This is a genomic window from Nocardioides ginsengisegetis, from assembly GCF_014138045.1.
Classification (GTDB): domain Bacteria; phylum Actinomycetota; class Actinomycetes; order Propionibacteriales; family Nocardioidaceae; genus Nocardioides; species Nocardioides ginsengisegetis.
Map to the genome: position 1 here is coordinate 1,336,883 of NZ_JACGXA010000001.1, position 21,213 is coordinate 1,358,095.

21 protein-coding genes are annotated in these 21,213 nt (G+C 72.7%); 9 read left to right on the forward strand and 12 right to left on the reverse strand.

What is annotated here, in order from left to right; all coding sequences use genetic code 11:
• Window positions 1-2 precede the first annotated feature (2 nt).
• Both FB382_RS06235 and FB382_RS06240 read right to left on the reverse strand, forming a co-directional pair.
• On the reverse strand, window positions 3-272 hold the full coding sequence (locus FB382_RS06235; protein WP_182537685.1) for a hypothetical protein: 270 nt from the start codon (window positions 270-272) through the stop codon (window positions 3-5).
• Window positions 273-560: 288 nt separating this feature from the next.
• Window positions 561-893 carry a hypothetical protein gene (locus FB382_RS06240; protein WP_182537687.1) on the reverse strand — a complete coding sequence of 111 codons (333 nt, stop codon included), beginning with the start codon at window positions 891-893 and terminating at the stop codon, window positions 561-563.
• A 38-nt stretch (window positions 894-931) separates the two neighbouring features.
• On the opposite strand from FB382_RS06240, the gene FB382_RS06245 reads away from it, so the two are divergent.
• Window positions 932-2,398, forward strand: a complete 1,467-nt coding sequence (locus FB382_RS06245) for a protein adenylyltransferase SelO family protein (protein WP_182537689.1) — start codon at window positions 932-934, stop codon at window positions 2,396-2,398.
• 39 nt (window positions 2,399-2,437) lie between these two features.
• Here FB382_RS06245 and FB382_RS06250 read toward each other — a convergent pair whose 3' ends face one another.
• Complete coding sequence (locus FB382_RS06250; protein ID WP_182537691.1) at window positions 2,438-2,977, reverse strand: P-loop nucleotide/nucleoside kinase family protein; 540 nt, start codon at window positions 2,975-2,977, stop codon at window positions 2,438-2,440.
• 161 nt (window positions 2,978-3,138) lie between these two features.
• On the opposite strand from FB382_RS06250, the gene FB382_RS06255 reads away from it, so the two are divergent.
• Complete coding sequence (locus FB382_RS06255) at window positions 3,139-4,479, forward strand: HNH endonuclease (RefSeq protein WP_182537693.1); 1,341 nt, start codon at window positions 3,139-3,141, stop codon at window positions 4,477-4,479.
• Between the two features lie 7 nt (window positions 4,480-4,486).
• Here FB382_RS06255 and FB382_RS06260 read toward each other — a convergent pair whose 3' ends face one another.
• The 3 genes from FB382_RS06260 to FB382_RS06270 are packed head-to-tail and all read right to left on the reverse strand — an operon-like array spanning window position 4,487 to window position 7,755.
• Window positions 4,487-6,151, reverse strand: coding sequence for a CapA family protein (locus tag FB382_RS06260; protein WP_182537695.1), 1,665 nt, complete (start codon window positions 6,149-6,151; stop codon window positions 4,487-4,489).
• A gap of 4 nt (window positions 6,152-6,155) precedes the next feature.
• Complete coding sequence (locus FB382_RS06265; protein ID WP_182537697.1) at window positions 6,156-7,271, reverse strand: hypothetical protein; 1,116 nt, start codon at window positions 7,269-7,271, stop codon at window positions 6,156-6,158.
• Entirely contained in the window at window positions 7,264-7,755 is a 492-nt protein-coding gene (locus FB382_RS06270) for an RNA polymerase sigma factor (protein WP_182537699.1), read from the reverse strand. The genes FB382_RS06265 and FB382_RS06270 overlap by 8 nt, the downstream gene beginning before the upstream one ends.
• 154 nt (window positions 7,756-7,909) lie before the next feature.
• On the opposite strand from FB382_RS06270, the gene FB382_RS06275 reads away from it, so the two are divergent.
• The 3 genes from FB382_RS06275 to FB382_RS06285 are packed head-to-tail and all read left to right on the forward strand — an operon-like array spanning window position 7,910 to window position 10,472.
• Window positions 7,910-8,854 carry an ABC transporter ATP-binding protein gene (locus tag FB382_RS06275; protein ID WP_425490052.1) on the forward strand — a complete coding sequence of 315 codons (945 nt, stop codon included), beginning with the start codon at window positions 7,910-7,912 and terminating at the stop codon, window positions 8,852-8,854.
• Window positions 8,854-9,660: an ABC transporter permease gene (locus FB382_RS06280; protein ID WP_182537701.1), complete on the forward strand. Its 807-nt coding sequence runs from the start codon at window positions 8,854-8,856 to the stop codon at window positions 9,658-9,660. Before FB382_RS06275 ends, FB382_RS06280 begins: the two co-directional genes overlap by 1 nt.
• Window positions 9,660-10,472, forward strand: coding sequence for an ABC transporter permease (locus FB382_RS06285; RefSeq protein WP_182537703.1), 813 nt, complete (start codon window positions 9,660-9,662; stop codon window positions 10,470-10,472). The genes FB382_RS06280 and FB382_RS06285 overlap by 1 nt, the downstream gene beginning before the upstream one ends.
• Window positions 10,473-10,475: 3 nt before the next feature.
• On the opposite strand, the gene FB382_RS06290 is transcribed toward FB382_RS06285, so the two are convergent.
• Entirely contained in the window at window positions 10,476-11,288 is an 813-nt protein-coding gene (locus tag FB382_RS06290) for a serine/threonine-protein kinase (RefSeq protein WP_182537705.1), read from the reverse strand.
• A gap of 150 nt (window positions 11,289-11,438) precedes the next feature.
• Between FB382_RS06290 and FB382_RS06295 the strand changes: the two genes are divergently transcribed.
• Window positions 11,439-13,550 (forward strand): cation:proton antiporter, encoded by a 2,112-nt coding sequence (locus FB382_RS06295; protein WP_182537707.1) that lies wholly within the window; start codon window positions 11,439-11,441, stop codon window positions 13,548-13,550.
• Here the strand turns inward: FB382_RS06295 and FB382_RS06300 are convergent.
• On the reverse strand, window positions 13,529-14,872 hold the full coding sequence (locus FB382_RS06300; protein WP_182537709.1) for a serine/threonine-protein kinase: 1,344 nt from the start codon (window positions 14,870-14,872) through the stop codon (window positions 13,529-13,531). The two genes, FB382_RS06295 and FB382_RS06300, sit on opposite strands and share 22 nt — an antisense overlap.
• A 178-nt stretch (window positions 14,873-15,050) precedes the next feature.
• Between FB382_RS06300 and FB382_RS06305 the strand changes: the two genes are divergently transcribed.
• Entirely contained in the window at window positions 15,051-16,628 is a 1,578-nt protein-coding gene (locus tag FB382_RS06305) for a serine/threonine protein kinase (protein WP_182537711.1), read from the forward strand.
• Between the two features lie 40 nt (window positions 16,629-16,668).
• Here FB382_RS06305 and FB382_RS06310 read toward each other — a convergent pair whose 3' ends face one another.
• From FB382_RS06310 to FB382_RS06325, 4 genes are all read right to left on the reverse strand, one after another.
• The gene (locus FB382_RS06310) at window positions 16,669-17,847 is read right to left on the reverse strand and encodes a double zinc ribbon and FHA domain-containing protein (RefSeq protein WP_246377656.1); all 1,179 of its coding nucleotides are present in this window, start codon (window positions 17,845-17,847) and stop codon (window positions 16,669-16,671) included.
• A 5-nt stretch (window positions 17,848-17,852) separates the two neighbouring features.
• Window positions 17,853-18,287, reverse strand: coding sequence for a hypothetical protein (locus FB382_RS06315; RefSeq protein WP_182537715.1), 435 nt, complete (start codon window positions 18,285-18,287; stop codon window positions 17,853-17,855).
• A 2-nt stretch (window positions 18,288-18,289) separates the two neighbouring features.
• On the reverse strand, window positions 18,290-19,861 hold the full coding sequence (locus tag FB382_RS06320; RefSeq protein ID WP_182537718.1) for an FAD/NAD(P)-binding protein: 1,572 nt from the start codon (window positions 19,859-19,861) through the stop codon (window positions 18,290-18,292).
• Between the two features lie 99 nt (window positions 19,862-19,960).
• Window positions 19,961-20,449 carry a GNAT family N-acetyltransferase gene (locus FB382_RS06325; RefSeq protein WP_182537720.1) on the reverse strand — a complete coding sequence of 163 codons (489 nt, stop codon included), beginning with the start codon at window positions 20,447-20,449 and terminating at the stop codon, window positions 19,961-19,963.
• Between the two features lie 27 nt (window positions 20,450-20,476).
• Here FB382_RS06325 and FB382_RS06330 point away from each other — a divergent pair, with 27 nt between their 5' ends.
• Both FB382_RS06330 and FB382_RS06335 read left to right on the forward strand, forming a co-directional pair.
• Entirely contained in the window at window positions 20,477-21,019 is a 543-nt protein-coding gene (locus FB382_RS06330) for a DinB family protein (RefSeq protein WP_182537722.1), read from the forward strand.
• Window positions 21,016-21,210, forward strand: coding sequence for a DUF3046 domain-containing protein (locus tag FB382_RS06335; RefSeq protein WP_182537725.1), 195 nt, complete (start codon window positions 21,016-21,018; stop codon window positions 21,208-21,210). The genes FB382_RS06330 and FB382_RS06335 overlap by 4 nt, the downstream gene beginning before the upstream one ends.
• The last annotated feature ends 3 nt before the right edge of the window (window positions 21,211-21,213 follow it).

Genomic DNA, 21,213 nt, shown 5'->3' on the forward strand with positions numbered 1-21,213 from the left:
GGCTAGGGCACGCGGTGCGTCCAGACCACGGTCCCGTCGGGGTTGTCGTAGGTCCACGTCGCCGACGGGGTGGTCCACCCGTTGCGCTTCATCTCCGGCGCGATCTGCGTCCGGAACGTCGCCTTCAACAGCGGGACCTGCGTGTCGAGGTAGTGCGCCACCCTCGACGCGTCGACCGGCTCCCGGTAGACGTACACGAACTCGATCCCGTCCGGATAGACCGGCTTGACCCGGATCGACGCGTAGATCTTGCTGGCGTTGGCGGGCAGCATCGACTGCATCGAGCGCTGGGCCGCCGCGACGTACGCGTCGAGCTTCGACCTCGAGGGTCCGTCGGAGGTGTCCGTGCTCGGCTGAGCGGCAGGTCGACCCGATGACGTCGGTGCAGCCGGGACCGCCTGGGACGTGTCTTCGCCGCACCCGGACAGCCCCGCCGCCGCGATGCAGACCGCAGCAGCCACCTTCAACCAACAACGCTTCATCATCGCGCCTCCCGATCGACGTGCCGACGGCGCTGAGGCTAGCCGCTGGGAGCACCGCCACGTCGGCCCCCTCGTGCGCTAACCGGTCCTCCCGCGGCCCGCCTCGAGCGCGGCGGCCTCCCGGGCCGTGGCCACCATCAGCACCACGAGCAGGACGGGGACCAGCACCGTCCACATGGTCGGCAGGACCGCTGCGAGCGCGCCGATCGTGGTCAGGAGGCGTCCGCGGGCGGGGGAGTGCGGCAGGAGGACGGTCCCGGTGATGACGAGGGCGCCGCCACCGACGAGGGTGGGGAACCAGAACCAGAGGCCGCCGTCCCCGGTGACGAGCAGGCGGACGGTCTCCGCGACGCCTGCGACGACGAGCAGGCCGCCCAGGAGGACTCCGAGCCACCAGACCCAGCGGTGCACCTTCGCACCGTAGTCGCCTCCCGCCTACGCTCGGAAGTGTGAGCGTCGTACCCGCCCTGACCGTGACCCTGGGCTCCCGCTTCGCCGGGGAGCTGCCGGAGATGGCCGTGCGCTGGCAGGCCGAGGACGCGCCGGACCCGCGCCTGCTGGTCCTCAACGAGCCGCTCGCCGTCGAGCTCGGCCTCGACCCCGAGGGGCTGCGCACGCCCGAGGGTGTGCGGCTGCTGGTCGGCAACGCGGTGCCGGAGGGTGCCTCGCCGGTGGCGCAGGCCTACTCCGGGCACCAGTTCGGCGGGTTCTCGCCGCGGCTCGGCGACGGGCGTGCGCTGCTGCTCGGCGAGCTCACCGATACGGACGGCCGGCTGCGCGACTTGCACCTCAAGGGCTCCGGCCGCACCCCCTTCGCCCGCGGCGGCGACGGGCTCGCCGCAGTCGGTCCGATGCTCCGCGAGCACGTCGTCAGCGAGGCGATGCACGCGCTGGGGATCCCGACCACCCGGTCGCTGGCCGTCGTCGCGACCGGACGTCCGGTGCGTCGCGAGAGCATCCTGCCCGGTGCCGTGCTGGCGCGGGTCGCGAGTAGCCACCTGCGGGTCGGCAGCTTCCAGTACGCCGCCGCCACCGGTGACCGCGACCTGCTGCGCCGGCTCGCCGACCACGCGATCGCCCGCCACCACCCGGGTGCCGCGGTCGCGGAGGCGCCGTACCTCGCGCTCTTCGAGGCCGTGGTAGCGGCCCAGGCGTCGCTCGTCGCGCGGTGGATGCTCGTCGGCTTCATCCACGGTGTGATGAACACCGACAACATGACGATCTCGGGGGAGACGATCGACTACGGGCCGTGCGCGTTCCTCGACGCGTTCGACCCGGCGACCGTGTTCAGCTCGATCGACGAGCAGGGCCGCTACGCCTACGCCAACCAGCCGCTGATTGCCGAGTGGAACCTCGCCCGGCTCGCCGAGGCACTGCTGCCGCTCCTGCACGATGACCAGGAGCAGGCGGTCGAGATCGCGGTCGCCGCGCTGGGGGAGTTCCGCGTCCACTACTCCGCCGCCTGGTCCGCCGGGATGCGGGAGAAGCTCGGGCTGCCGGCCGGTCTCGACGACTCCGTCGTGTCGCCGCTCGTCGAGGAGCTGCTGGGGCTGATGAAGGCCGGTCACGTCGACCACACGTCCTGCTACCGCGCGCTCGGCGTTGCGGCCCGGGGTGACGTCGAGCCCGCCCGCGCCCTCTTCCTCGACCTCGCGGGGTTCGACGCGTGGGTCGCGCGCTGGCTGGCGCTCTCGCCGTCGGCCACGGCGATGGACGCGGTCAACCCCGTCTACGTCCCGCGCAACCACCTCGTCGAGGAGGCCCTCGACGCCGCCACCGCCGGCGACCTCGCCCCCCTCACCGCGCTCCTCGGCGCCGTCACCGCGCCGTACGACGAGCGTCCCGGGCTCGAGCGGTACGCCGCGCCGGCGCCGGGCGACTTCGGGGCGACGTACCGGACGTTCTGCGGGACCTGAGCGTCGAGTCGGCGCACCTGCCGCGGGTCCTTCTTGGTGTCAGGGGACCGACGGGGGCCAGCGATGCCTGCGCCACTCCTCCCACGTCGCAAATCCTGCTGGGGGACAATCGACAGGTTCGCTGCCGTCGAGTTCCCCTTGCGTCGGGATGCTGATGATGTCAGCCCACTCGGCGAGTTCCTCGTCCGACATGTTCCACGTCGTGTGCGGCTCTTCGGCTTGGCGCCGGTCAAGTCGTCTCCGCTGCTCGGCCGGTGGGAGTTCGAGGTAGCGCATCTCCACCGCTGCGCCGAGGCCGGCACCTGCCTGGCGGAGCGCGGAGCGCTCGTCTCGCCCCCAGAGGCCGAAGTCAATGACGACGTTGATGCCGAGTTCGAGGGCGCGCAGCCCGATCTCGATGAGCCGGCCTTCGATCACGTCCGAGGCCGACGGCGGGTTCGCGAGCCCGTAAAGGGCCTTGACCCACTCGTCCTTCGTGAGGCGAAGAGCCTTCTCCTCGACTTCGAGGCGCCGTGCTTCGGTGGTCTTCCCTGTGCCTGGCAGTCCTACGGTCAGGAACAGAGTCGGTCGTGTCGTCATCGCTTCCCCATCTGAGCGGTCGCGTCATCATCGCTGACATCCGCTCGTCGCGCTGAGCGGGTGGGGGGTGCTCGGACACGGCCCGATCGGTTGGACGGGAGACGAACCAGGCGGGAGCCGGGCCTTCCCAAACGTCGGCAACGTTGCGTATAATCGAAGACATGTTCGAATCGTCTGACCCAGAGGTGGTGATCGACCACGCCGCGATGTGGGTGGGCCTGCTCGGGGACATCGAGCCGACTGAGCTGACCGACGCCCAGATCGTCGACGAGCTCGCCGCGCAGGAGCGGCTGACGTCTGCCTCGGCCGCCGCGAAGGCCCGGCTGGCCGCCGAGCTGCACCGCCGGCGCGTCACTGCGGAGCGGTCCGTGGGAGTGCCGGCCGAGCGGCTGGCACGGGCGGTCGGACACGAGGTCGCGATGGCCCGCCGGGAGTCCCCGCACGCCGGCCGCGAGCACCTCGCGCTGGCCCTCGCCCTGCAGGACATGCCCCACACCTACGCAGCGCTGGCCCGCGGCGACATCAACGAGCAGCGCGCCCAGATCGTCGTCCGCGAGTCTGCCGACCTCACCCCCGACGACCGGTCCTGTCTGGACGCCACGCTCGGCCCGCAGCTCGTCGGGATGGGCAATCACGACGTGCTGGTCGCGGCCCGTCGGATCGCCTACGAGCTCGACGTCGCCGGCGCGGAGGAGCGCGCCCACCGGGCCCGCACCCGACGCCGGGTCACCCTGCGGCCCCTAGGCGACGGGATGTCCCGGATCTCCGCCGACCTGCCGGCCGCCGACGCGCACTGCGCGATGACCGAGCTCCGGCAGAGAGCTGGGGTGCTCCGCGCCGCGGGCGACGACCGCCGCCACGACCAGATCATGGCCGACGAGCTCTGCAACCGCCTCGACGCGCCCGCGCTGGCCGGCACCCGCCGGGTCGGGGTCCAGCTCGTGATGAGCGCCGAGATGCTCCTCGGCCGCGACCGGACCACCCCGCCCCACCTCGTCGGCTACGGCCCGATCACCCCCGGCACCGCCGCGGACCTCATCGCCGAGGCCGAGGAGGACGTCCTGCTCCGCCGGATCTACGCCGACCCCTGGACCAACACCCTGGTCGCGATGGACTCCACCGACATCGTCTTCACCGGCAACCTGCGCCGCCTCCTCCACGCCCGCGACGGCGACACCTGCCGCACCCCGTGGTGCGACGCACCCTCGCGCCACGGCGACCACGTCACCCCCAGGGCCGACGGCGGCACCACCACCCTCGACGGCGGCCAGGGACTCTGCGAGGCCTGCAACTACGCCAAGGAACAACCCGGTTGGCGACATCGCACCACCAGCACCTGGCCCGACCAGCACACCGTCGAGATCACCACCCCCACCGGACATCGACACCACTCGCGCGCCCCCGGGCTGCCCGTCGAACCCAGCACCACGGACACCGCACGACCGATCGTCGTCGAGCTCTACACCAGCCCCATCGACGTCGACCTCGAGCTCGCCGCCTAGCAACACCTCACCGACGCGGCGCCGCGAAGTGCTGGTAGTCCGGCTCCGCCCAGGCGCCGCCCCACTCCCAGCCGATCGCGGCGAACGCCTCGACCACGACGTCATCGTCGCGGATGGTGCCGCGCGGGACGGGTGACCCGCGGGACCGGTCGAGGTGGGCGAAGGGGCGCCCGGCGGGCGGCCGGACCGATCCGTCGAGCAGATAAGGGTTCTCCACGGGGTTGATGTCGACCGCGGCCCCGTAGGCGTGGGCCGACCAGGCGTGGCTGCGGGCGACGCGGCGGCAGTTGTGGCCGGAGGTGTTGTCGGCGGCCATCGACCGGTCGTCGTCGCTGCCGAAGTCGCCGACCGGCCGCATCTGCCGGATCGGCCACCGCGCGTCGTACAGGACGCCGAAGGCGGCGACCAGGTCGCGGGCGTAGCGGGCCGCGACGACCAGCTCGCCGCGGTGGCGACGCCGGTCGAAGCCCACGTAGGACAGCCGCAGGGCCCGCAGGTGCTCCCGCCCCACGGGGCAGCGGGCGCCGACCACGGAGTCGACCCGGTGCACCGACCCGCGGAAGGCCGGCAGGTCGTCGGGCCGCGCCGCCAGGCCGGCGCACGCCCGGAGCGCACGCCACCGGGCGACCGCCGCAGCGCGCTCGCGGCCGTGCCGGGGGAGGGGCCGCCCGAACATCTGGATCTCCGCCGGCACCCAGTCGTCCAACACGGCGTGCCCGTCCTCCAGCCGCACGCGGAGCACGCCGGTGTCGGGGTGGTGGTTGACGTACCAGACGAAGTTGCCCAGGCCGTAGGCGACGTAGGTGTCGCCGAGCCACCCCGCGCCCTGCTGGACGTGGGTGTGCGTGCCCACGACGACGTCGGCGCCCGCAGCCGCGAGGGCGTGCGCCATCCGTCGCTGGACGGGGCTCGGACAGGACCGCTCCTGGATGCCCCAGTGCAGGTAGACGACCGCCACCTCGTCGGGGTCGGCCGCGCGCAGCCCGCGCAGGAGCCGGCCGAAGGACGCACGGTCGCGGACGGCGGCGATCCCGGGGGTACGGGCGCCGGCCTCCCACACGGCGCTCGCCCCCTCGCGCGGCGTCGCGTCGGCGGCGAAGACGGCGAGACGGGTGTGGTGCACCGAGACGCGGTACGGCGTGAAGGCCGCGGCGCGGTCGCGGCCGATCCCCACGACCCGCACCGGGCTGTGCCGTGCGGCGCGCAGCGTGTCGGCGAGTCCCTCCGGGCCGTAGTCCGCGCCGTGGTTGTTGGCCATCGTGACCACGTCGACGCCGCTCCGGTCGAGCAGGTCGAGGGCCTGCGGCGGCGCGCGGTACCAGTAGCGCTGGTCGGGCACCTCGAGCTCCTTGGGGTCCCGGACACCGTCGGCGGTGATGGCGGTCTCGAGGTTGACCATGGTCAGGTCGGGTTCCTGCAGGGCCCGCGTGATGGGGCCCAGGGTGTCGTCGTCCAGCAACGACGTGAGGTTGAGCTGGAAGTGGACGTCGCCCGCGAAGCCCAGTGTCACCACGCGCGGAGGTCTCGGGGCGGGCGCCACCGGCGGCGTCGTGCTGGCCACGGCAGCGTCCGCCCGCGGCGTACCGGCGTGCCCGTCCCGGCAGCCCGTCGCGGCCAGGCAGGACAGGACGACCACCAGGGCGAGCGCAGCGGTCGCGCTCCGGCCGGGCACGGCCTCAGCCGATCTCCGGCATGACCGCCGCCTCGGGCACCTCGAGGGCCAGGTCGCAGGCCCGGGTGGAGACGTGGCACTCGATCAGGTCGTCCTGTCCGTGGGCGTTCGCCACGATCACGACGGTGTCGTCGTCGAGCCACTGGGTCAGCCAGTCGATGCCGGACTCGGGCTGGCCCGGGGGAGACGTGAAGGTGAAGGGCGCGCTGGTCCCGCCGTCGCGGGCATCGAGCGGCTGGGCGCCCGCGGGCTCGACCTTGTGCTTGCCCACGCCGAACTGCCAGAAGATGCCGTCGCTGACGGTGTACCGCACCGGCTCGTTGCCCTGGGCGTGGCTCACCATGATCGTGCGGGGCGTGTTCTGCACCTGCGTCTCGGCAGCGAACTGGTGCGTCGTGTCGGGCCCCTGCACCCCCGTGGCCAGGTCGATCCGCGCGTCGGGGATCAGCACGTCGTAGACGCCGAGGCTGTCGGGCTCGTGGCTGGTGTACCAGTACGCCGAGGTGTCGGTGACGGCGGCGAGCACTGCGTACCCGGCCCCGCCCAGGTCGACCGGCGTCCGCAGCGACTCTTCCCGGGTGTGGGTGTCGAAGACGACCAGCTCCGGCTTCCCCGGCTCCGGGAACTCGAACCACGCGGCCTGCGAGCCCGTGTTGGGGGAGACGACGAAGCCCGGAGGGACGTTCGGCGGGCCCTGCGGCATCTCCGTGAACGCCGGAGTCGGCTGCCCGAGCGTCCCGACCTGCTCGAGGTCGGTCCCGTCGGTGAACCAGATCCCGCCGTCGTCGAGCCTGGCCAGGACGCCGTCGTCGGTCACGTCGAGCTCGACCACGGCACCCGCGGCGGTGACGTCCTGGTCGCCGTAGTGGATGGTCGCGCCCTCCGCGTAGGTCAGCGGGTGCGTGACGACCTTCGGCGGACCGATCGGCGTCGGAGTGCCATCGTCATCGGAGAGGGCCAGGAAGGTCGCGCCGGCGACGAGCGCGAGCGCCGCAGCGGCGGAGACGACCGTCGTGGTCGCCGTACGACGCGTCCGTCGGCGGGCGGTCGTGACGAGGGCGTCGAAGTCGGGCGGGACGAGCTCGTCGCCCAGGCCGCGGAGCAGGTCCAGGTCAGGCATGACGGTCCTCCTTCTCGTCGAGGAGGGGCGCCAGCCGGGTCCGCGCCCGGGCCAGCCGGGACTTCACGGTGCCCTCGGGCACCCCGAGCTCGGCGGCGATCTCGGCGATGCCGAGGTCGGCGAGGTAGTGCAGCACCACCACCTCGCGCTGGTCGCGCTCGACCTGCGCCAGCGCGGTCACGATCGCGACCCGGTCGGGGCCGGCCTCGACCGGCGCCTGCGGACCCGGCACGCGTGGCTGGTAGCGGCGCACGACCGAGGAGTGGCGCCAGGAGTGCCGCAGCCGGTTCAGCGCGGCGGTGCGGACCCAGGCCTCGGGGTTGGCGACCCCCCGGAGACCCCGGCCCTTGCGGATCGCGGTCACGAAGGCCTCCTGCACCGCGTCCTCGGCGTCGGCCAGGTCGCCGCACACCGCGTAGAGCTGCACGACGAGGCGGCGGTACGACGCGTCGTACAGCTCCGCCAGCTCGGCTGTCTCGTCCATGCGTCCCTCCTTGCCACCAGGTCCTGAAGAATCGAGCACTGAAGACACGAGCCCCGAGCGATGCGTCCGGTTCCCGACTCCGGCCCGCAATTGCTGTGCCTTTCTGCGTTTTTTCGGTGGGGACTGTCGGCGCGAACAATTAGGGTCTCGTGACGTGGCTGACACCGATTCCATGATCCATGCCCAAGGGCTCCGCAAGAGCTTCGGAGACTTCGAGGCCGTCAAGGGCATCGATGTCGACGTCCGACGCGGCGAGGCATTCGGCTTCCTCGGTCCCAACGGTGCCGGCAAGTCCTCGACGATGCGGATGATCGCGGCGGTCTCGCCCGTCAGCGGGGGAGAGTTGCGGGTGATCGGCCTCGACCCTGACACCGACGGCCCGGCCGTCCGCAGCCGCCTCGGCGTCTGCCCGCAGGAGGACACCCTCGACACCGAGCTCACGGTGCGCGACAACCTCTTCGTCTACGGCCGCTACTTCGGCCTGCCGCGCAAGGAGGTCCGCTCGCGCGTCGAGGAGCTGCTGGAGTTCGTGCAGCTGACCGAGAAGGCCGACGCGATGGTCGAGGACCTCTCGGGCGGCATGAAGCGGCGCCTCACCATCGCCCGCAGCCTGATCAACAAGCCTGACCTGCTGCTGCTCGACGAGCCGACCACAGGCCTCGACCCGCAGGCCCGCCACGTCGTGTGGGACCGGCTGTTCCGGCTCAAGCAGCAGGGCGTGACGCTCGTCCTCACGACCCACTACATGGACGAGGCCGAGCAGCTCTGCGACCGGCTGGTGGTCATGGACAAGGGCCTGATCGTGGCCGAGGGCTCACCGCTCTCGCTCATCCGCGAGCACTCCACCCGGGAGGTCGCCGAGCTCCGGTTCGGGGTCGCGGCCGAGGGCGACAGCCACGAGCAGCTCGCCGAGAAGGTCGCCGACCTCGGCGACCGCGTCGAGGTGCTGCCCGACCGTCTGCTCGTCTACAGCAACGACGGCGAGGAGGTCATCGCCAAGGTCCACGAGCGCGGCCTCGAGCCGGTGGCCGTCCTGGTGCGGCGCTCCACCCTCGAGGACGTCTTCCTGCGCCTCACCGGCCGCACGTTGGTGGACTGATGGGCGTCGAGGTCCAGCCCCAGGCCAACGTCTTCGCGGGCGCATCCCGCCTCTTCGACTACTGGGCGATCGCCTACAAGCGCACCTGGAAGGGCAGCGCGATCTCGTCCTTCGTGACGCCGTTGCTGTACGTCGTCGCGATGGGCGTGCTGCTCGGCGGGTTCATCAAGGGCGACCCCGCCAAGCTCGAGGGCGCGACGTCCTACCTCGCGTTCGTGGCTCCCGGCATGGTCGCGGCCCAGGCGATGACGACCGTGTTCGGCGAGGTGACCTACCCCGTCATGGGCATGATCAAGTGGCACAAGTCCTACTACGGCATGATCGCCACCCCGCTGGGCGTGCCCGAGGTGATCCTGGCCCACCTCGGCTTCGTGGCGTTCCGGGTGGCGACGACCTGCGCGGTGTTCTTCGCGGTGATGGCGCCGTTCGGCGTGTTCGCCTCGGTCCCCGGGGTGATCGCGGCGTTCTTCGTCCAGCTCCTCATCGGGATGGCCTTCGCGACCCCGATCTACGCCTTCACCGCGGGCCTGAAGGACGAGTCGGCGTTCTCGCTGGTCTTCCGGCTCGGGATGATCCCGCTCTTCCTCTTCTCGGGCGCCTTCTTCCCGATCGCCAACCTCAGCCCCTTCCTCGAGGCGGTCGCCAAGGTCACGCCGCTGTGGCACGGCGTCGACCTCACCCGGATGCTCACCCTCGGCCAGGTCGACGGGTCGATGGTGCTCGTCCACCTCGTCTACCTGACGGTGCTGGCCCTGGCCGGTTGGTTCGCCGCCGTCCACCGACTCCAGAAGCGGATGATCATCTGATGGCCATGCTGACGACGAGCGTCGGTCGCGCCGCCGCCTCCCCGGTCTCGGCCGGCGAGGCCACCGGGCTGCTGCTCTACCGCAACTACCTGGCCTACCGCCGCGCCTGGTACATCTTCGTCTCCGGCTTCCTCGAGCCGGTCTTCTACCTCTTCTCGATCGGCGTCGGCGTCGGCCAGCTGATCAGCGGCTTCGAGTTCAACGGCCAGACGATCCCCTACGCCGAGTTCGTCGCGCCGGGCATGCTCGCGGCCTCGGCGATGAACGGCTCGCTGCTCGACTCGACGTTCAACTTCTTCTTCAAGCTCAAGTACAACAAGCTCTTCGACCAGATGCTGGCCACGCCGCTGACCACCATGGACATCGCGCGCGGCGAGCTGAGCTGGTCGCTGCTCCGGGGCGGCGTCTACTCCGCGGGCTTCCTGGTCGTGATGCTGGCGATGGGGCTGGTCAGCTCCTGGTGGGCGGTGCTGGTCGTGCCGGCCGCGCTGCTGATCGGCCTCGCGTTCGGCGGGGTCTGCATGGCGCTGACGACGTTCATGCGGAGCTGGCAGGACTTCGAGTTCGTGACCCTGGCGACGTTGCCGATGTTCCTGTTCTCGGCGACCTTCTTCCCGGTCACCGCCTTCCCCGGCGCGGTGCGCTGGATCGTCGAGCTCACCCCGCTCTATCGCGGCGTGGTGCTCTGCCGCGAGCTGACCACCGGCGCCCTGTCGTGGGGCTCGGCCGCCTCGGTCGTCTACCTCGTCGTCATGGGCCTGGTCGGCCTGATGGTCGTGCGCCGACGCCTGGACAAGCTGCTGCTGACCTGACGCTCATCTGACCTGGGCGAACCCCTGGATCAGCTCGATCTCCTCGGCGAGCTCCAGCGCGCTCCCGGGCCGGCGCTCCGGCTCCGGCGCGAGGCAGCGGCGCACGAGGTTGGCCTCGTCGTCGGTGAGCGACTCGGAGAGCTTCGGGGGCTGACCGAGCACCCGTCGTACGGCGAGGAGCGGGTCGTGGACGGGCAGCTCGCCGTGCACGCCGGTGCCGGTGAGCGCCCGGTGCAGGGTCACGCCGAGCGACCAGATGTCCGAGGCCGGGGTGGCGACCTCGCCGGCCAGCACGCCCGGGTCGAGGTACTCCACCGACGTCGCGGGTCCCAGACCGGTGACCGACGCGGACGGGTCCAGGGCCTGGGCGAGCCCCAGGTCGGCGAGCCGCGCCCCGTCGTCGGCGAGCAGGATGTTGCCCGGGTTGATGCCCCGGTGCACCAGGCCCGCGAGGTGCAGGGCGTGGGCGCCGCGCGCCGCCCGGGCGACGGCCAGCAGCCGCTCGCCCCGGGTGAGCCGGTGGGTCGGCGACTCCAGCGAGCCGCCCGCGCAGTGCTCCATGGCGTAGAAGAAGGTCGGGCCGTCGCGGCCGGCGTCCAGCAGGGTCACGAGGAAGGGCGAGCTGACCGCGGCGAAGGCCCGGAGCTCGCGCGTCGCGCGTCGCAGAGCGTCCTCGTCGGTGGCCCCGGAGAAGACCTTCACCGCGACCATGGGTGCGGTGATCCCGAGTCGCGCGGGAGTCCTCGCGAGGTAGCGGCTGCCGTGTCCGGCGGTGCCCAGGAACTCCACGAACGAGTAGTCGGCAACCCCGTCCATCAGTGCGTCCTCCGAACTTTCCTGCGGGAAGCATCGCACCGCTCGGCGGACGCCGACGACACCGATTCAGGTGATCCCTGCACCCGGGTCGCGGAGGTACTTTCGAGATCTCGGCGGCCAGGGGTGTGCCTAGAGATGGGGGGAGCGCTGATGGCTGCTCACGACACGCAGGAGACCATCGCCCTGGTCTTCCTCGACATCGCCGTGATCGTGCTCGTCGCGCGCCTGCTGGGCCCGCTCGTACGCCGCCTCCGCCAGCCGACGGTCGTCGCCGAGATCCTGGCCGCCCTCGCCCTGGGGCCCTCCCTGCTGGGCGCGCTGCCCGGCAACCCGACCGACGACCTCTTCCCGCCCGACGTCCGGCCCTACCTCGCCGTGGTGGCGGCGCTGGGCCTGACGATCTACATGTTCGTCGTGGGGCTCGAGCTGGACCTCGGGCTGATCCGGGGCAAGGGCGCGACGGCCGGCACGATCTCGGCCTGCTCGGTGGCGCTGCCCTTCGGCCTCGGCACCCTCCTCGCGCTGTGGCTGCACGGCCGCCACGACACGGTGGCGGGCGACCACGTCGACCTGGTGCCGTTCGCGCTGTTCCTCGGCGCCGCCATGTCCGTGACCGCCTTCCCGGTCCTGGCCCGGATCCTGCAGGAGAGGCGCATGCAGCGCACGCCCACCGGCGCGCTCGCGCTGGCCTGCGCGGCCGTCGACGACGTGCTCGCCTGGATCATGCTCGCGGTGGTGCTCGCGATCGTGCGCTCCTCGGGCGGCGCCGACCTGGTGCGGATGGTCGCCGAGTCCGTCGGGTTCGTGGTCGTGATGTTCCTGGTCGTTCGTCCCCGGCTGCGCGTCCTGGTCGACCGACGTGACGCCGCCGGCGGACTGACGCCGGACATCTTCGCCGTCGTCCTGGTCGGGGTGCTCGTCTCGAGCTTCCTCACCGACAAGATCGGGATCCACGCGATCTTCGGCGCCTTCCTCTTCGGGGCGGCCATGCCACGGCGCGGCGCCGAGCGGCTCTCGCAGGAGATCCTCGAGCGGGTCGAGCAGGTGACGGTGCTGCTGCTGCTCCCCGTCTTCTTCGTGGTGACGGGTCTCAACGTCGACGTGACGGCCCTGGGCCGGTCCGGGGTGGTCGAGCTGCTCGCGGTCATGGCCGTGGCCTGCTTCGGCAAGTTCCTCGGCGCGGCCGCGGCCGCCCGGGGGCTGGGCATCCGGTCGCGGCGCGCCGCCGCCATCGGCGTGCTGATGAACACCCGTGGCCTGACCGAGCTGGTCGTGCTCAACGTCGGCCTGACCGTCGGTGTCCTCGACGAGCGCCTGTTCACCGTCATGGTCCTGATGGCGATCCTGACGACGGTGATGACCGAGCCGCTGCTGCGGCTGATCTACCCGGACCGGGCCGTCCAGCGCGACATCCTCGAGGCCGAGCGGACCGCGTTGGGGCTCTCGGCCGAGCACCGGGTGCTCGTGCTTGCGGAGGGCGCCGACGCTCCCGACGGGCAGCTCGTCGACTGGGGCGTGCGGCTGCTCGGCACCGGCGAGGACAGCGAGCTGGTCATCAGCCGGATCGAGGCCCGCCCGCTCCGCCGGGTCGAGGTGGGCTCGGGGCGCCTGGCCGACCTGGCAGCAGTCGCGACCTCGCTCGAGGCGACCCAGTCCCTGGCCCGGCGGGCCACGGCCGCCGGCGCCGTCGTGCACGTCCACTCCGAGCTGGCCGACGACCCCGTCGCCGAGGCGCGGGTGCACGCCGAGGCGACCGGCGCCGACGTGGTGCTGGCGGCGGCCGGGTCGGCCCTGGCCGCGGCGGCGGCCGAGCACGACGACGCGGTCGTGGTGACGCTGCACCTCCCCGACGAGGCGTCCACCATCACCGGCGTCGCCGCCCGGGTCGGCACCACGGCGGACGGGACGGCGGCGGTCGAGCAGGCGGCCCGGGTGGCCGAGCGGCTCGGCGTACCCCTGCAGCTTGTCACCCGCGGCGGCCGTCGCGAGACGCGCCGGGCGAGCACCCTCGAGCGTCGGCTGGAGGAGGCCGGCATCGCCGCCAGCCAGACCACCGAGGACGACCTCCTCGACCGGACGGGCCTCGACGGCGCCTCCCTCGTGCTCGTGCGCGGCGTCGCCGACGGACCGCACCCCGCGGCCGGGACGGGGCCCGTGCTGGAGGTCCGGGGGAGCGCGCACGACAACGACGAGCGGCTGGACGCGATGCTCACCCGGCGTTGCGAGCGCCCGCGGGAGGATCAGCGCGAGGGACAGCGGTAGCGCACCGCCCGGCTCGCCCGTACGTCGCTCCCGACGACCGCGACGGTCACGTCACCGGTGATCGGCCGCGGCCCGCTGAGGTCGAGCCGGAGCGTGCTCCGCACGGTGTGCTGCCCCGACCGGCCCGCGACGCGCCGCTCGGAGAGCGTCGTCCCGTCCGGCCCGGTCCAGCGGACGGTGAACGCCCCGGCGCCCCCGTTGGTCGCGAACGCGGCGTCCAGCCGCACCGTGCCGTCGGGGCACACCACCGAGGCGGGGTCCGGGTCGCTGGTGAGCCGGACCGAGTCAACCGTGACGGCAGGGGCGGGCCGGTGGGTCGCCCAGGCGACGCCACCGACGCCCAGCAGCACGGCGAGGCCGGCCGCGCCCACGAGGACGCGGCGCCGCGGCCAGCGCCGCGGTGGCGGTGGCGCGGGGGCCGTGGGCGCCTCGACCCGGACGGTCGGGGCGCTGCGTTGGGTTGCGCGAGGTGGCGCTGGCCTGCGCTCGACGGCCGGCCACGCGGAGGTCGGGATCGCCTCGAGCCGCGCGACCAGCTCGTCCGGGAGCGGCCGGTCAGCGGGGTCCTTGGCGAGGCCGGCGAGCAGCACGTTCGCCGCCTTGGCCGGCAGCCCGGGCAGGAGGCTGCGCGGGTCGGGCGGCTCCAGCCGCCAGTGCGCGCTGATCAGGGCCAGGGCGTCGGGGGCGTCGTACGGTCGCCGTCCCGTGAGGGCCTCGTAGGCCACGATCGCGAAGCTGTAGGCGTCCGAGCGCGCGTCCGGCTCGCCCTGGCCGAGCCCCAGCTCGGGCGGGAAGTACGCCGGGGTGCCGATCGCCGACGCGGCGTCGGTCCGGAAGACCGACGGGTCCGAGACGGCCCGGGCGAGCCCGAAGTCCCCGAGCTTCGCATGCCCGTCGGGGAGCACGAAGACGTTGTGCGGCTTGACGTCGCGGTGCACGATCCCGTGCCCGGCGGCCGTGGTGAGCGCGTCGGCGACGTCCCGCAGCACCCGCACGGCCTCGGGGCCCGGGAGCGGCCCGCGGGCGACGATGTCGGAGAGCGCCTCGCCGGGGACGTACTCCATGACGAGGTGGGCCTGTCGCGTCCCCACGGTGAGGTCGTAGACGCGCACGACCGAGGGGCAGTCGAGCGAGGCGAGCAGCTTCGCCTCCCGACGGAAGCGGGCCACGCTGTCGGCGTCGGCGAGCGCGACCGCGTGGATGCGCTTGACGGCCACCATCCGGTGGAGCGCGGTGTGCCGGGCCAGGACCACCTCGCCGAAACCACCGGCGCCGAGGACGCGGACGAGCTCGTACCCGGCAGGCACGGCCCCCTCGTCCATCCGGCGATCGTAGGGCGCTCACGGCGTTGCCGAAGCCCTCCGCCGGACGGCGTACCGCGATTGGGGGAACGCTCGTCCGCGACCGCCGATCGGGCGCCGCGCGCCCTACCTTCGGATCGGGCGGCCCGTCCCCGAACGGCCGCGCACTCAATCATTCGGGGGCGTCAGGGGGGACGCGATGAGCGAGATGTACGGGCCTTACGAGGTCCTCCAGCGAGTGGCCGAGGGAAGCACCAGCACGGTCTACCGGGCCCGGCACGTGGCCCTGGACCGGCCCGCGGCGATCAAGGTCCTCTCCGAGGCGATCTCCCGGTCGCCCGAGATGCGCGAGCGACTGCGCGCGGAGGCCGAGATCCTGGCGGGGCTCGAGAGCCCGCACGTCGTCGAGGTCTACGACTTCGTCGAGGAGGACGACCGCGCCTGGCTCGCCGAGGAGTGGGTCGACGGCGCCTCGCTCGACCGCATCCTCGAGCAGCACGGCACCCTGACCCCCGAGCAGTCCGTGGGCGTGATCCGCGAGGCGGTGCTCGGACTGGCGTTCGCCCACGACCGCGGGCTGCTGCACCGCGACGTGTCGCCACGCAACATCCTGGCCGACCTTCAGGGCACCTCGAAGCTCGTCGACTTCGGGCTGGCCGCCCCGACGGGCGAGGCCGGCTTCGTCGGCACCCCGGCCTTCATGAGCCCCGAGGCTGGCGTCGGCGGCAGCCTCAGCCGCGCCAGTGACGTCTACTCCACGGCCGCGGTCCTCTACACCTTGCTGGCCGGCCACCCGCCGTACGCCGGCTCCGACCTGGCCACGACGGTGCGCCGGCACGTCGAGGAGGAGGTGCCGCTGCTCGACGGCCACGGCGCCGACCTGCAGGACCTGCTCCGGCGCAGCATGGCCAAGGACCCCGCCCAGAGGCCGCAGGACGCTCGCGCGTTCCTCGCGGAGCTGGAGGAGGCGGCTCGCCGCCGCTTCGGTCCGGCCTGGCTCCAGCGGGCCTCGATCGCGGCCCTGGTCGCCGGCGTCACGCCGCTGGCCGCGGCGGGCCTCGGCTCCACCGCGGCGCCGACCGTCCTGGTCGACACCGCCTCGATCGTGTCCTCGCAGGCGGTCAAGGCCGCGAAGTCCGGCACCAAGCGGCTCGCCCTCATCGGCGGCGTCGTGGGCGCGGTGGTGGTCGCCACCGTCGCCACCGTGGCGGCCAAGACCGGGGGCGGACCCGACCACACGGCGACGCCGCCGGCGGCCAGCGACTCACCGTCGGCCCAGCCGGTCGACGACCCGTCGCCGACGCCGAAGACCCTGGAGGAGCTGACGCCCTCCGGCAAGTACGACTTCACGCGGGTGCTGCTCTCCAGCACCTACGACCAGAAGCTGCCCAAGAAGGAGCACCGGGTCTGGACCCTGGACCTGAAGAAGTGCAAGCACCAGTCGTGCGCGGGCGTCATCCACTCCTCGAGCGGCTCGGTGTTCCGCTACACCTACGACGGCAAGCACTTCGTGGTCATCCCTCCCAAGGGCGGCAAATCGGTCTTCGAGGGGGTCTGCCAGGACACCCAGACGGGCCAGGACGTCCCGGGCACCAAGGGGCGCGACACCACGACGATCGTGTGGTCGCCCCTGCGGGTCGTCCGCAAGGACGCCGACGGGCTCCCCGTGCGCCTGGAGGGCACCCAGCGGCTCACCGACGTCTACGAGGGCCTGATCGACTGCGACGACTCGCCCTCGGACCACGCCCGCTACCGCGAGTACATCGTCCGACGCTGACCTCGCGACGCCCTGACGGCTCGGGCCGTCGGGGCATCGCTCAGAGCTTGTGGTGCGACTCGAACGTCATCGTGCGTGCGCCCATCCGGAGCCGCGAGCCCGCCGGGATCGTGGTCGGCACGTCCGCCTCGAGCCGGCGCCACTCCTCGGAGCCGGGATCGGCGACGTACGTCCCGTTGACCGACCCGGCGTCCTCCACCCGCACGTCCCAGCCGTCCAGGACGAGGCGGGCGTGCACGCGGGACAGGGACAGGTCGGGGTCCTCCAGCACGAGGGCCGTGGCGCGCCCGTCCCGTACGTCGTCCGCGGCACCCGGGTCGCGGCCGATCACGTAGTCGCGGATCAGCGCGTGCACCGAGCCGTCGTCGAGGACCAGCACCCCCAGCGGGGGCCGGTGACCGGTGATGACGTTGTGGGTCTGCTGGACCGTGGAGATCCCGCAGCGCTCGCAGAAGCGGGCGTCCGGCGGGTTGAAGTGGCCGCGGGAGCAGACGATGCCCCGCACCAGCGGGCCGTCCTCGTCGACGTCCGGCATCGGCGCGGCAGGCTCGGGCTCGGGCTCCGGCTCGAGCGAGAACGTGGTGAACGTCGGTGGCTCGGGCACGGGCTCGGGCTCGGGCTCTGCTGCTGGGGGCGCAGGCTGGGGCACGGGCTCCAGGTCCACGAGCGTCTCGTGCAGGTGCCCGTCCTGCGCCACGGGCGCGGTCGGCTCGAGGAAGACCCCACCGGCGCGGACGACGCCGCCGGAGAGGTTGCTGCGACGGTCGGGGTCCAGGCGACCCGGGTCGGGTCCGACGACCACGCGCGTGACCCCGGGCCGCAGCACCCGGTTGACCGGCAGCAGCGAGTCGTCGCTCGAGACCAGGTCGCTGGTCCCGTCGGGGCCGGTCACTGCCATCCGCATGCCGTCGGTCAGGGTCACGACCAGGTGGTCCCGGTCGACGGTCACGACACCGAGCGCCGGCACGTCCGGCGGAGCACTGTTGGCCAGGAGCATCGCGCACGCGCGGACCAGGTCCCGGGCCGCGCCGGGGGCCACGGACCTGCCCACCTCGGTGCACAGCTCCTGCAGCCGGTCGACGACCGACTCCTGGCCGGGGGTGCGCGGGTCGGCCACCAGGATGGCCAGGCCCTCCCGGGCGACCACGAGGTCACCGGGCGCCAGCACCACCCGCATCGAGGTCCACGACGACGTTGACCCCGCCGTCGGGACAGACATCTCGGTCACACCAGTCTCCCTCCGCGGAACCGCCAGTGGACGGTCAGGACGCGCATCGGCCCGCTCACGACGAGCCAGGTCACCAGCCAGGTGGTGCCGAAGCCGACGACGAACGCCGCCGGCGTGATGTCCTCGGCCCAGGACAGGACACCGCTGCGGGCCACGGCGTACGCCGCCAGCCCCTCGGGCACGCCCACGAGGAGCGCGAAGAACGTCGGCCAGTCCTTCTCCCAGCGGAACTGCTGGAGCAGGTGGTAGACGACCTCCCACACCAGGCCGAGGACCAGCACGATCGCGAGCACGGCGTACATCGCGCGGTAGCGGTCGGTCAGCGTGCCACCGCCGGGCAGCAGCGGCGCGATGACCAGCGCCCACAGCCCGCCCACGACGGCGATCAGGAAGATGCGCGTCTGGAGACGCCCGACGAGGGTCGGCAGCATGCTCAGACCGCCTTCCCGCGCGCCCAGCGCAGCCACTGGACCACCGAGCGGACCGGGCCGATCCGCTTCCCGAAGCCCTGGCGGGCCAGGTCGTCGGCGATCTCCTGCGCGGCGATCTGGAGCCCCAGGAACGTGTCGACGCCGGGGAAGTAGCCACCGAGGGTGGCGGTGCCCGACGCGTACAGGCGACCGTCGCCGTTGGCGGTGCCGCGGACCTCGAAGGTGCGTTCGACGTCGAGGCGACCCAGCGGGTTGCGGCCCGCGCCGGTGTGCTCGAGCAGGTCGGCGAACAGCCGGTGCTCGCCGATGTCGGCCTCGAGCCCCGTGCAGTCGATGACGTAGCCGGCCTGCAGCTCGAGCACGCCCTGGTCGGTCATGATCCGTGTGACGGTGCCGCCGCCCGTGCCGTCGCCGGCCGGCACGACGGACTGCACGGTGCCGGTGACGGTGCGGTACCAGCCCTCCTTGCGGCCGCGTGACTGCTGCTCCTGCCACAGTGAGCGGACCGGCGTGTTGGTCCCGCCGATGGTCTTGTAGAGCGCGGCCCGGTCCTCGCCCTCCAGCCGGCGCATCCGGCTCTTGAGCTGGCCTCCCCACACCGACTTGGGGTAGTTGAAGCCCTGGTAGGCCCACCCGTCGCCGCCGCGTCGACGCATGAAGATGCTCGGGCCGTGCGAGCCGGTCACGTAGGTGCGGAAGACGTGCACGATCGTGGTCTGGCTGCCGTGCCGGTCTCGGTCGTCGATCAGCCGCTGCAGGATCCGCGAGGCCACGATGCCGCTGCCGCGGATCACCACCGTGGTCGGCCGGCGCAGCAGCTCGGCGTACAGGCCCTCGTGCGGCTCGTAGGCGTTCACGACGCTCGCGTAGTCCTGGTAGGTGTCGCGGTAGTCCTGGAGGTCCTGGAGGAACTTCAGGCCGGGGTAGCCGACCGCGACGTGCACGAAGCGGCTGCGGTAGGCGACCCGCTTGGTCGGCGACGTGCCCGCCGGCGGCGTCAGGATGGTGAAGTAGCCGCCACCATTGCGACGGCGCACCACGCGGACCAGGCCCTTCTCGAGGCACTCGTAGTAGCCGATCCGCGCCGCCTCCTTCTCCAGGGACTCGAAGACCTGGCCGGCGCGCGGGGTCCAGTAGTCGGAGAGGATCGGCTCGGTCAGCACGTTCCACAGCGGGGCCAGCTTGGCCCGCAGACCCTTCGCGGACCAGGCCTCGCGGATCGCGTAGCTGGGGAAGCCCCAGATGCAGTCCGGGCAGGACGCGGAGTCCGAGCGGAGCCGCTCGTTGCGCGGGATCTGGGAGTTGCGGGTGAGGTACTCGTACGTCGACCACGGGGTCTCGTTGTTGCCGAGCACCTTGATGCTGGACGCCGGGACGCCCGCGATGCGCAGGTAGTCGACCGTCACGAACGAGCCGATCCCGGCGCCCACCGTCACGAACGGGATGTCGATGACCGGAATGCCCACCGCGGCCAGGTCGGAGTCGTCCCACACGTCCTTCGCGAGCAGTGCCGGGGTCAGGTCGCCGCCCCCGGTCGGGGGCGGGGTGACCCGCACGGTCTCGTCAGTCGACATCCACGCCTCCCTCGCCGCGCGCGCCCGTTCGGCCCCCCGAACGGCACTGTGACACGCAGCAAAGGGGTGGCAACCGGTGAGCGAACCCGGTTACCCCAATCAGGTGAGCAGCAGCTCGAACAGCTCGGTGTCGATCCACCGGCCGAACTTGTGGCCCACGTCGTGCAGCACGCCGACGCTGCTGAAGCCGCAGGCGCGGTGCAGGGCGACGCTGGGGTCGTTGGGGAGCGCCACCACGGCCACCGCCAGCCGCATCCCGTCGGCGCTCAGGGTCGCCAGGAGGGCGTCGTACAGCGCCCGGCCGGTGCCGCGGCCCCGGGCTGCGTCGGCGAGGTAGACCGAGGTCTCGCGGGTGCGGGCGTAGGCGTCGCGGGGACGGTAGGAGCCGGAGTAGGCGTAGCCGACCACGGCACCGTCGGACTCGGCGACGAACACGTGGTCGCCGGCGGCGGGGGAGTGCAGCCGGCTCTCCCAGTAGTCGGTCCCGGGCGGGACGGTCGCGAAGGTCGCGATCCCGCCGAGCACCTCCGCGTCGTAGATCGCCGCGATCGCGGGCAGGTCGGCGGATGTGGCCGGACGGATCTCCATGGGGGCAGACCTTGCCAGAATGGGCGCATGGAACCTGTCACCCCCGACACCAAGGACTGGACCTGGGTGCTCGACCGGCCCTGCCCCGAGTGCGGCTTCGTGGCCGCAGACGTCCCGGCCCGTGACCTCGCGGGGCGGTTGCTGGCCAACGCCGCGTCATGGGCCCGCGTGCTGGACGGTGGCCCCGGCGTGACGAGGCGGCCGGCGCCGCAGGTGTGGTCGCCGACGGAGTACGCCTGTCACGTCCGAGACGTGCACCGGGTCTTCGACGAGCGGGTCCGCCTGATGCTCGAGGAGGACGTCCCGCACTTCGCCAACTGGGACCAGGACGAGACCGCCGTCCAGCAGCGTTACGACCTCCAGGACCCGGTCGTCGTCGGGCGCGAGCTGACCGTCGCGGCGAGCGCCGTCGCCGAGCGGTACGCCGCCGTGCCCGACGACGCGTGGGGGCGCGCGGGCATCCGCAGCAACGGCAGCGAGTTCACCGTCGAGAGCCTCGGTCGCTACCACCTGCACGACGTGGTGCACCATCTGCACGACGTGAGTGGAGCAATGCGGAAGGACACATGAGGCACACGGAGTTCTGGGAGCGGATGGAGCTGGCCCTGGGGTCGGCGTACGCGAAGGCGTGGGCGGGCCAGTTCGTGATGGCCGACCTCGGCGGGCGCACCGCCGCCGAGGCGCTGGACGCGGGCGTCCCGCCCAAGCAGGTCTGGGCGGCCGTCTGGCGCGCGCTGGACCTCCCGGCGTCCGACCGTTGAACC

Coding starts and splice junctions, on each gene's coding strand:
- FB382_RS06235 (WP_182537685.1), bottom strand. CDS start 272: ATGCTGCCCGCCAACGCCAGCAAGATCTACGCGTCGATCCGGGTCAAG.
- FB382_RS06250 (WP_182537691.1), bottom strand. CDS start 2,977: ATGACGACACGACCGACTCTGTTCCTGACCGTAGGACTGCCAGGCACA.
- FB382_RS06255 (WP_182537693.1), top strand. CDS start 3,139: ATGTTCGAATCGTCTGACCCAGAGGTGGTGATCGACCACGCCGCGATG.
- FB382_RS06265 (WP_182537697.1), bottom strand. CDS start 7,271: ATGCCTGACCTGGACCTGCTCCGCGGCCTGGGCGACGAGCTCGTCCCG.
- FB382_RS06270 (WP_182537699.1), bottom strand. CDS start 7,755: ATGGACGAGACAGCCGAGCTGGCGGAGCTGTACGACGCGTCGTACCGC.
- FB382_RS06280 (WP_182537701.1), top strand. CDS start 8,854: ATGGGCGTCGAGGTCCAGCCCCAGGCCAACGTCTTCGCGGGCGCATCC.
- FB382_RS06285 (WP_182537703.1), top strand. CDS start 9,660: ATGGCCATGCTGACGACGAGCGTCGGTCGCGCCGCCGCCTCCCCGGTC.
- FB382_RS06290 (WP_182537705.1), bottom strand. CDS start 11,288: ATGGACGGGGTTGCCGACTACTCGTTCGTGGAGTTCCTGGGCACCGCC.
- FB382_RS06295 (WP_182537707.1), top strand. CDS start 11,439: ATGGCTGCTCACGACACGCAGGAGACCATCGCCCTGGTCTTCCTCGAC.
- FB382_RS06300 (WP_182537709.1), bottom strand. CDS start 14,872: ATGGACGAGGGGGCCGTGCCTGCCGGGTACGAGCTCGTCCGCGTCCTC.
- FB382_RS06305 (WP_182537711.1), top strand. CDS start 15,051: ATGAGCGAGATGTACGGGCCTTACGAGGTCCTCCAGCGAGTGGCCGAG.
- FB382_RS06310 (WP_246377656.1), bottom strand. CDS start 17,847: ATGTCTGTCCCGACGGCGGGGTCAACGTCGTCGTGGACCTCGATGCGG.
- FB382_RS06315 (WP_182537715.1), bottom strand. CDS start 18,287: ATGCTGCCGACCCTCGTCGGGCGTCTCCAGACGCGCATCTTCCTGATC.
- FB382_RS06320 (WP_182537718.1), bottom strand. CDS start 19,861: ATGTCGACTGACGAGACCGTGCGGGTCACCCCGCCCCCGACCGGGGGC.
- FB382_RS06325 (WP_182537720.1), bottom strand. CDS start 20,449: ATGGAGATCCGTCCGGCCACATCCGCCGACCTGCCCGCGATCGCGGCG.
- FB382_RS06330 (WP_182537722.1), top strand. CDS start 20,477: ATGGAACCTGTCACCCCCGACACCAAGGACTGGACCTGGGTGCTCGAC.
- FB382_RS06335 (WP_182537725.1), top strand. CDS start 21,016: ATGAGGCACACGGAGTTCTGGGAGCGGATGGAGCTGGCCCTGGGGTCG.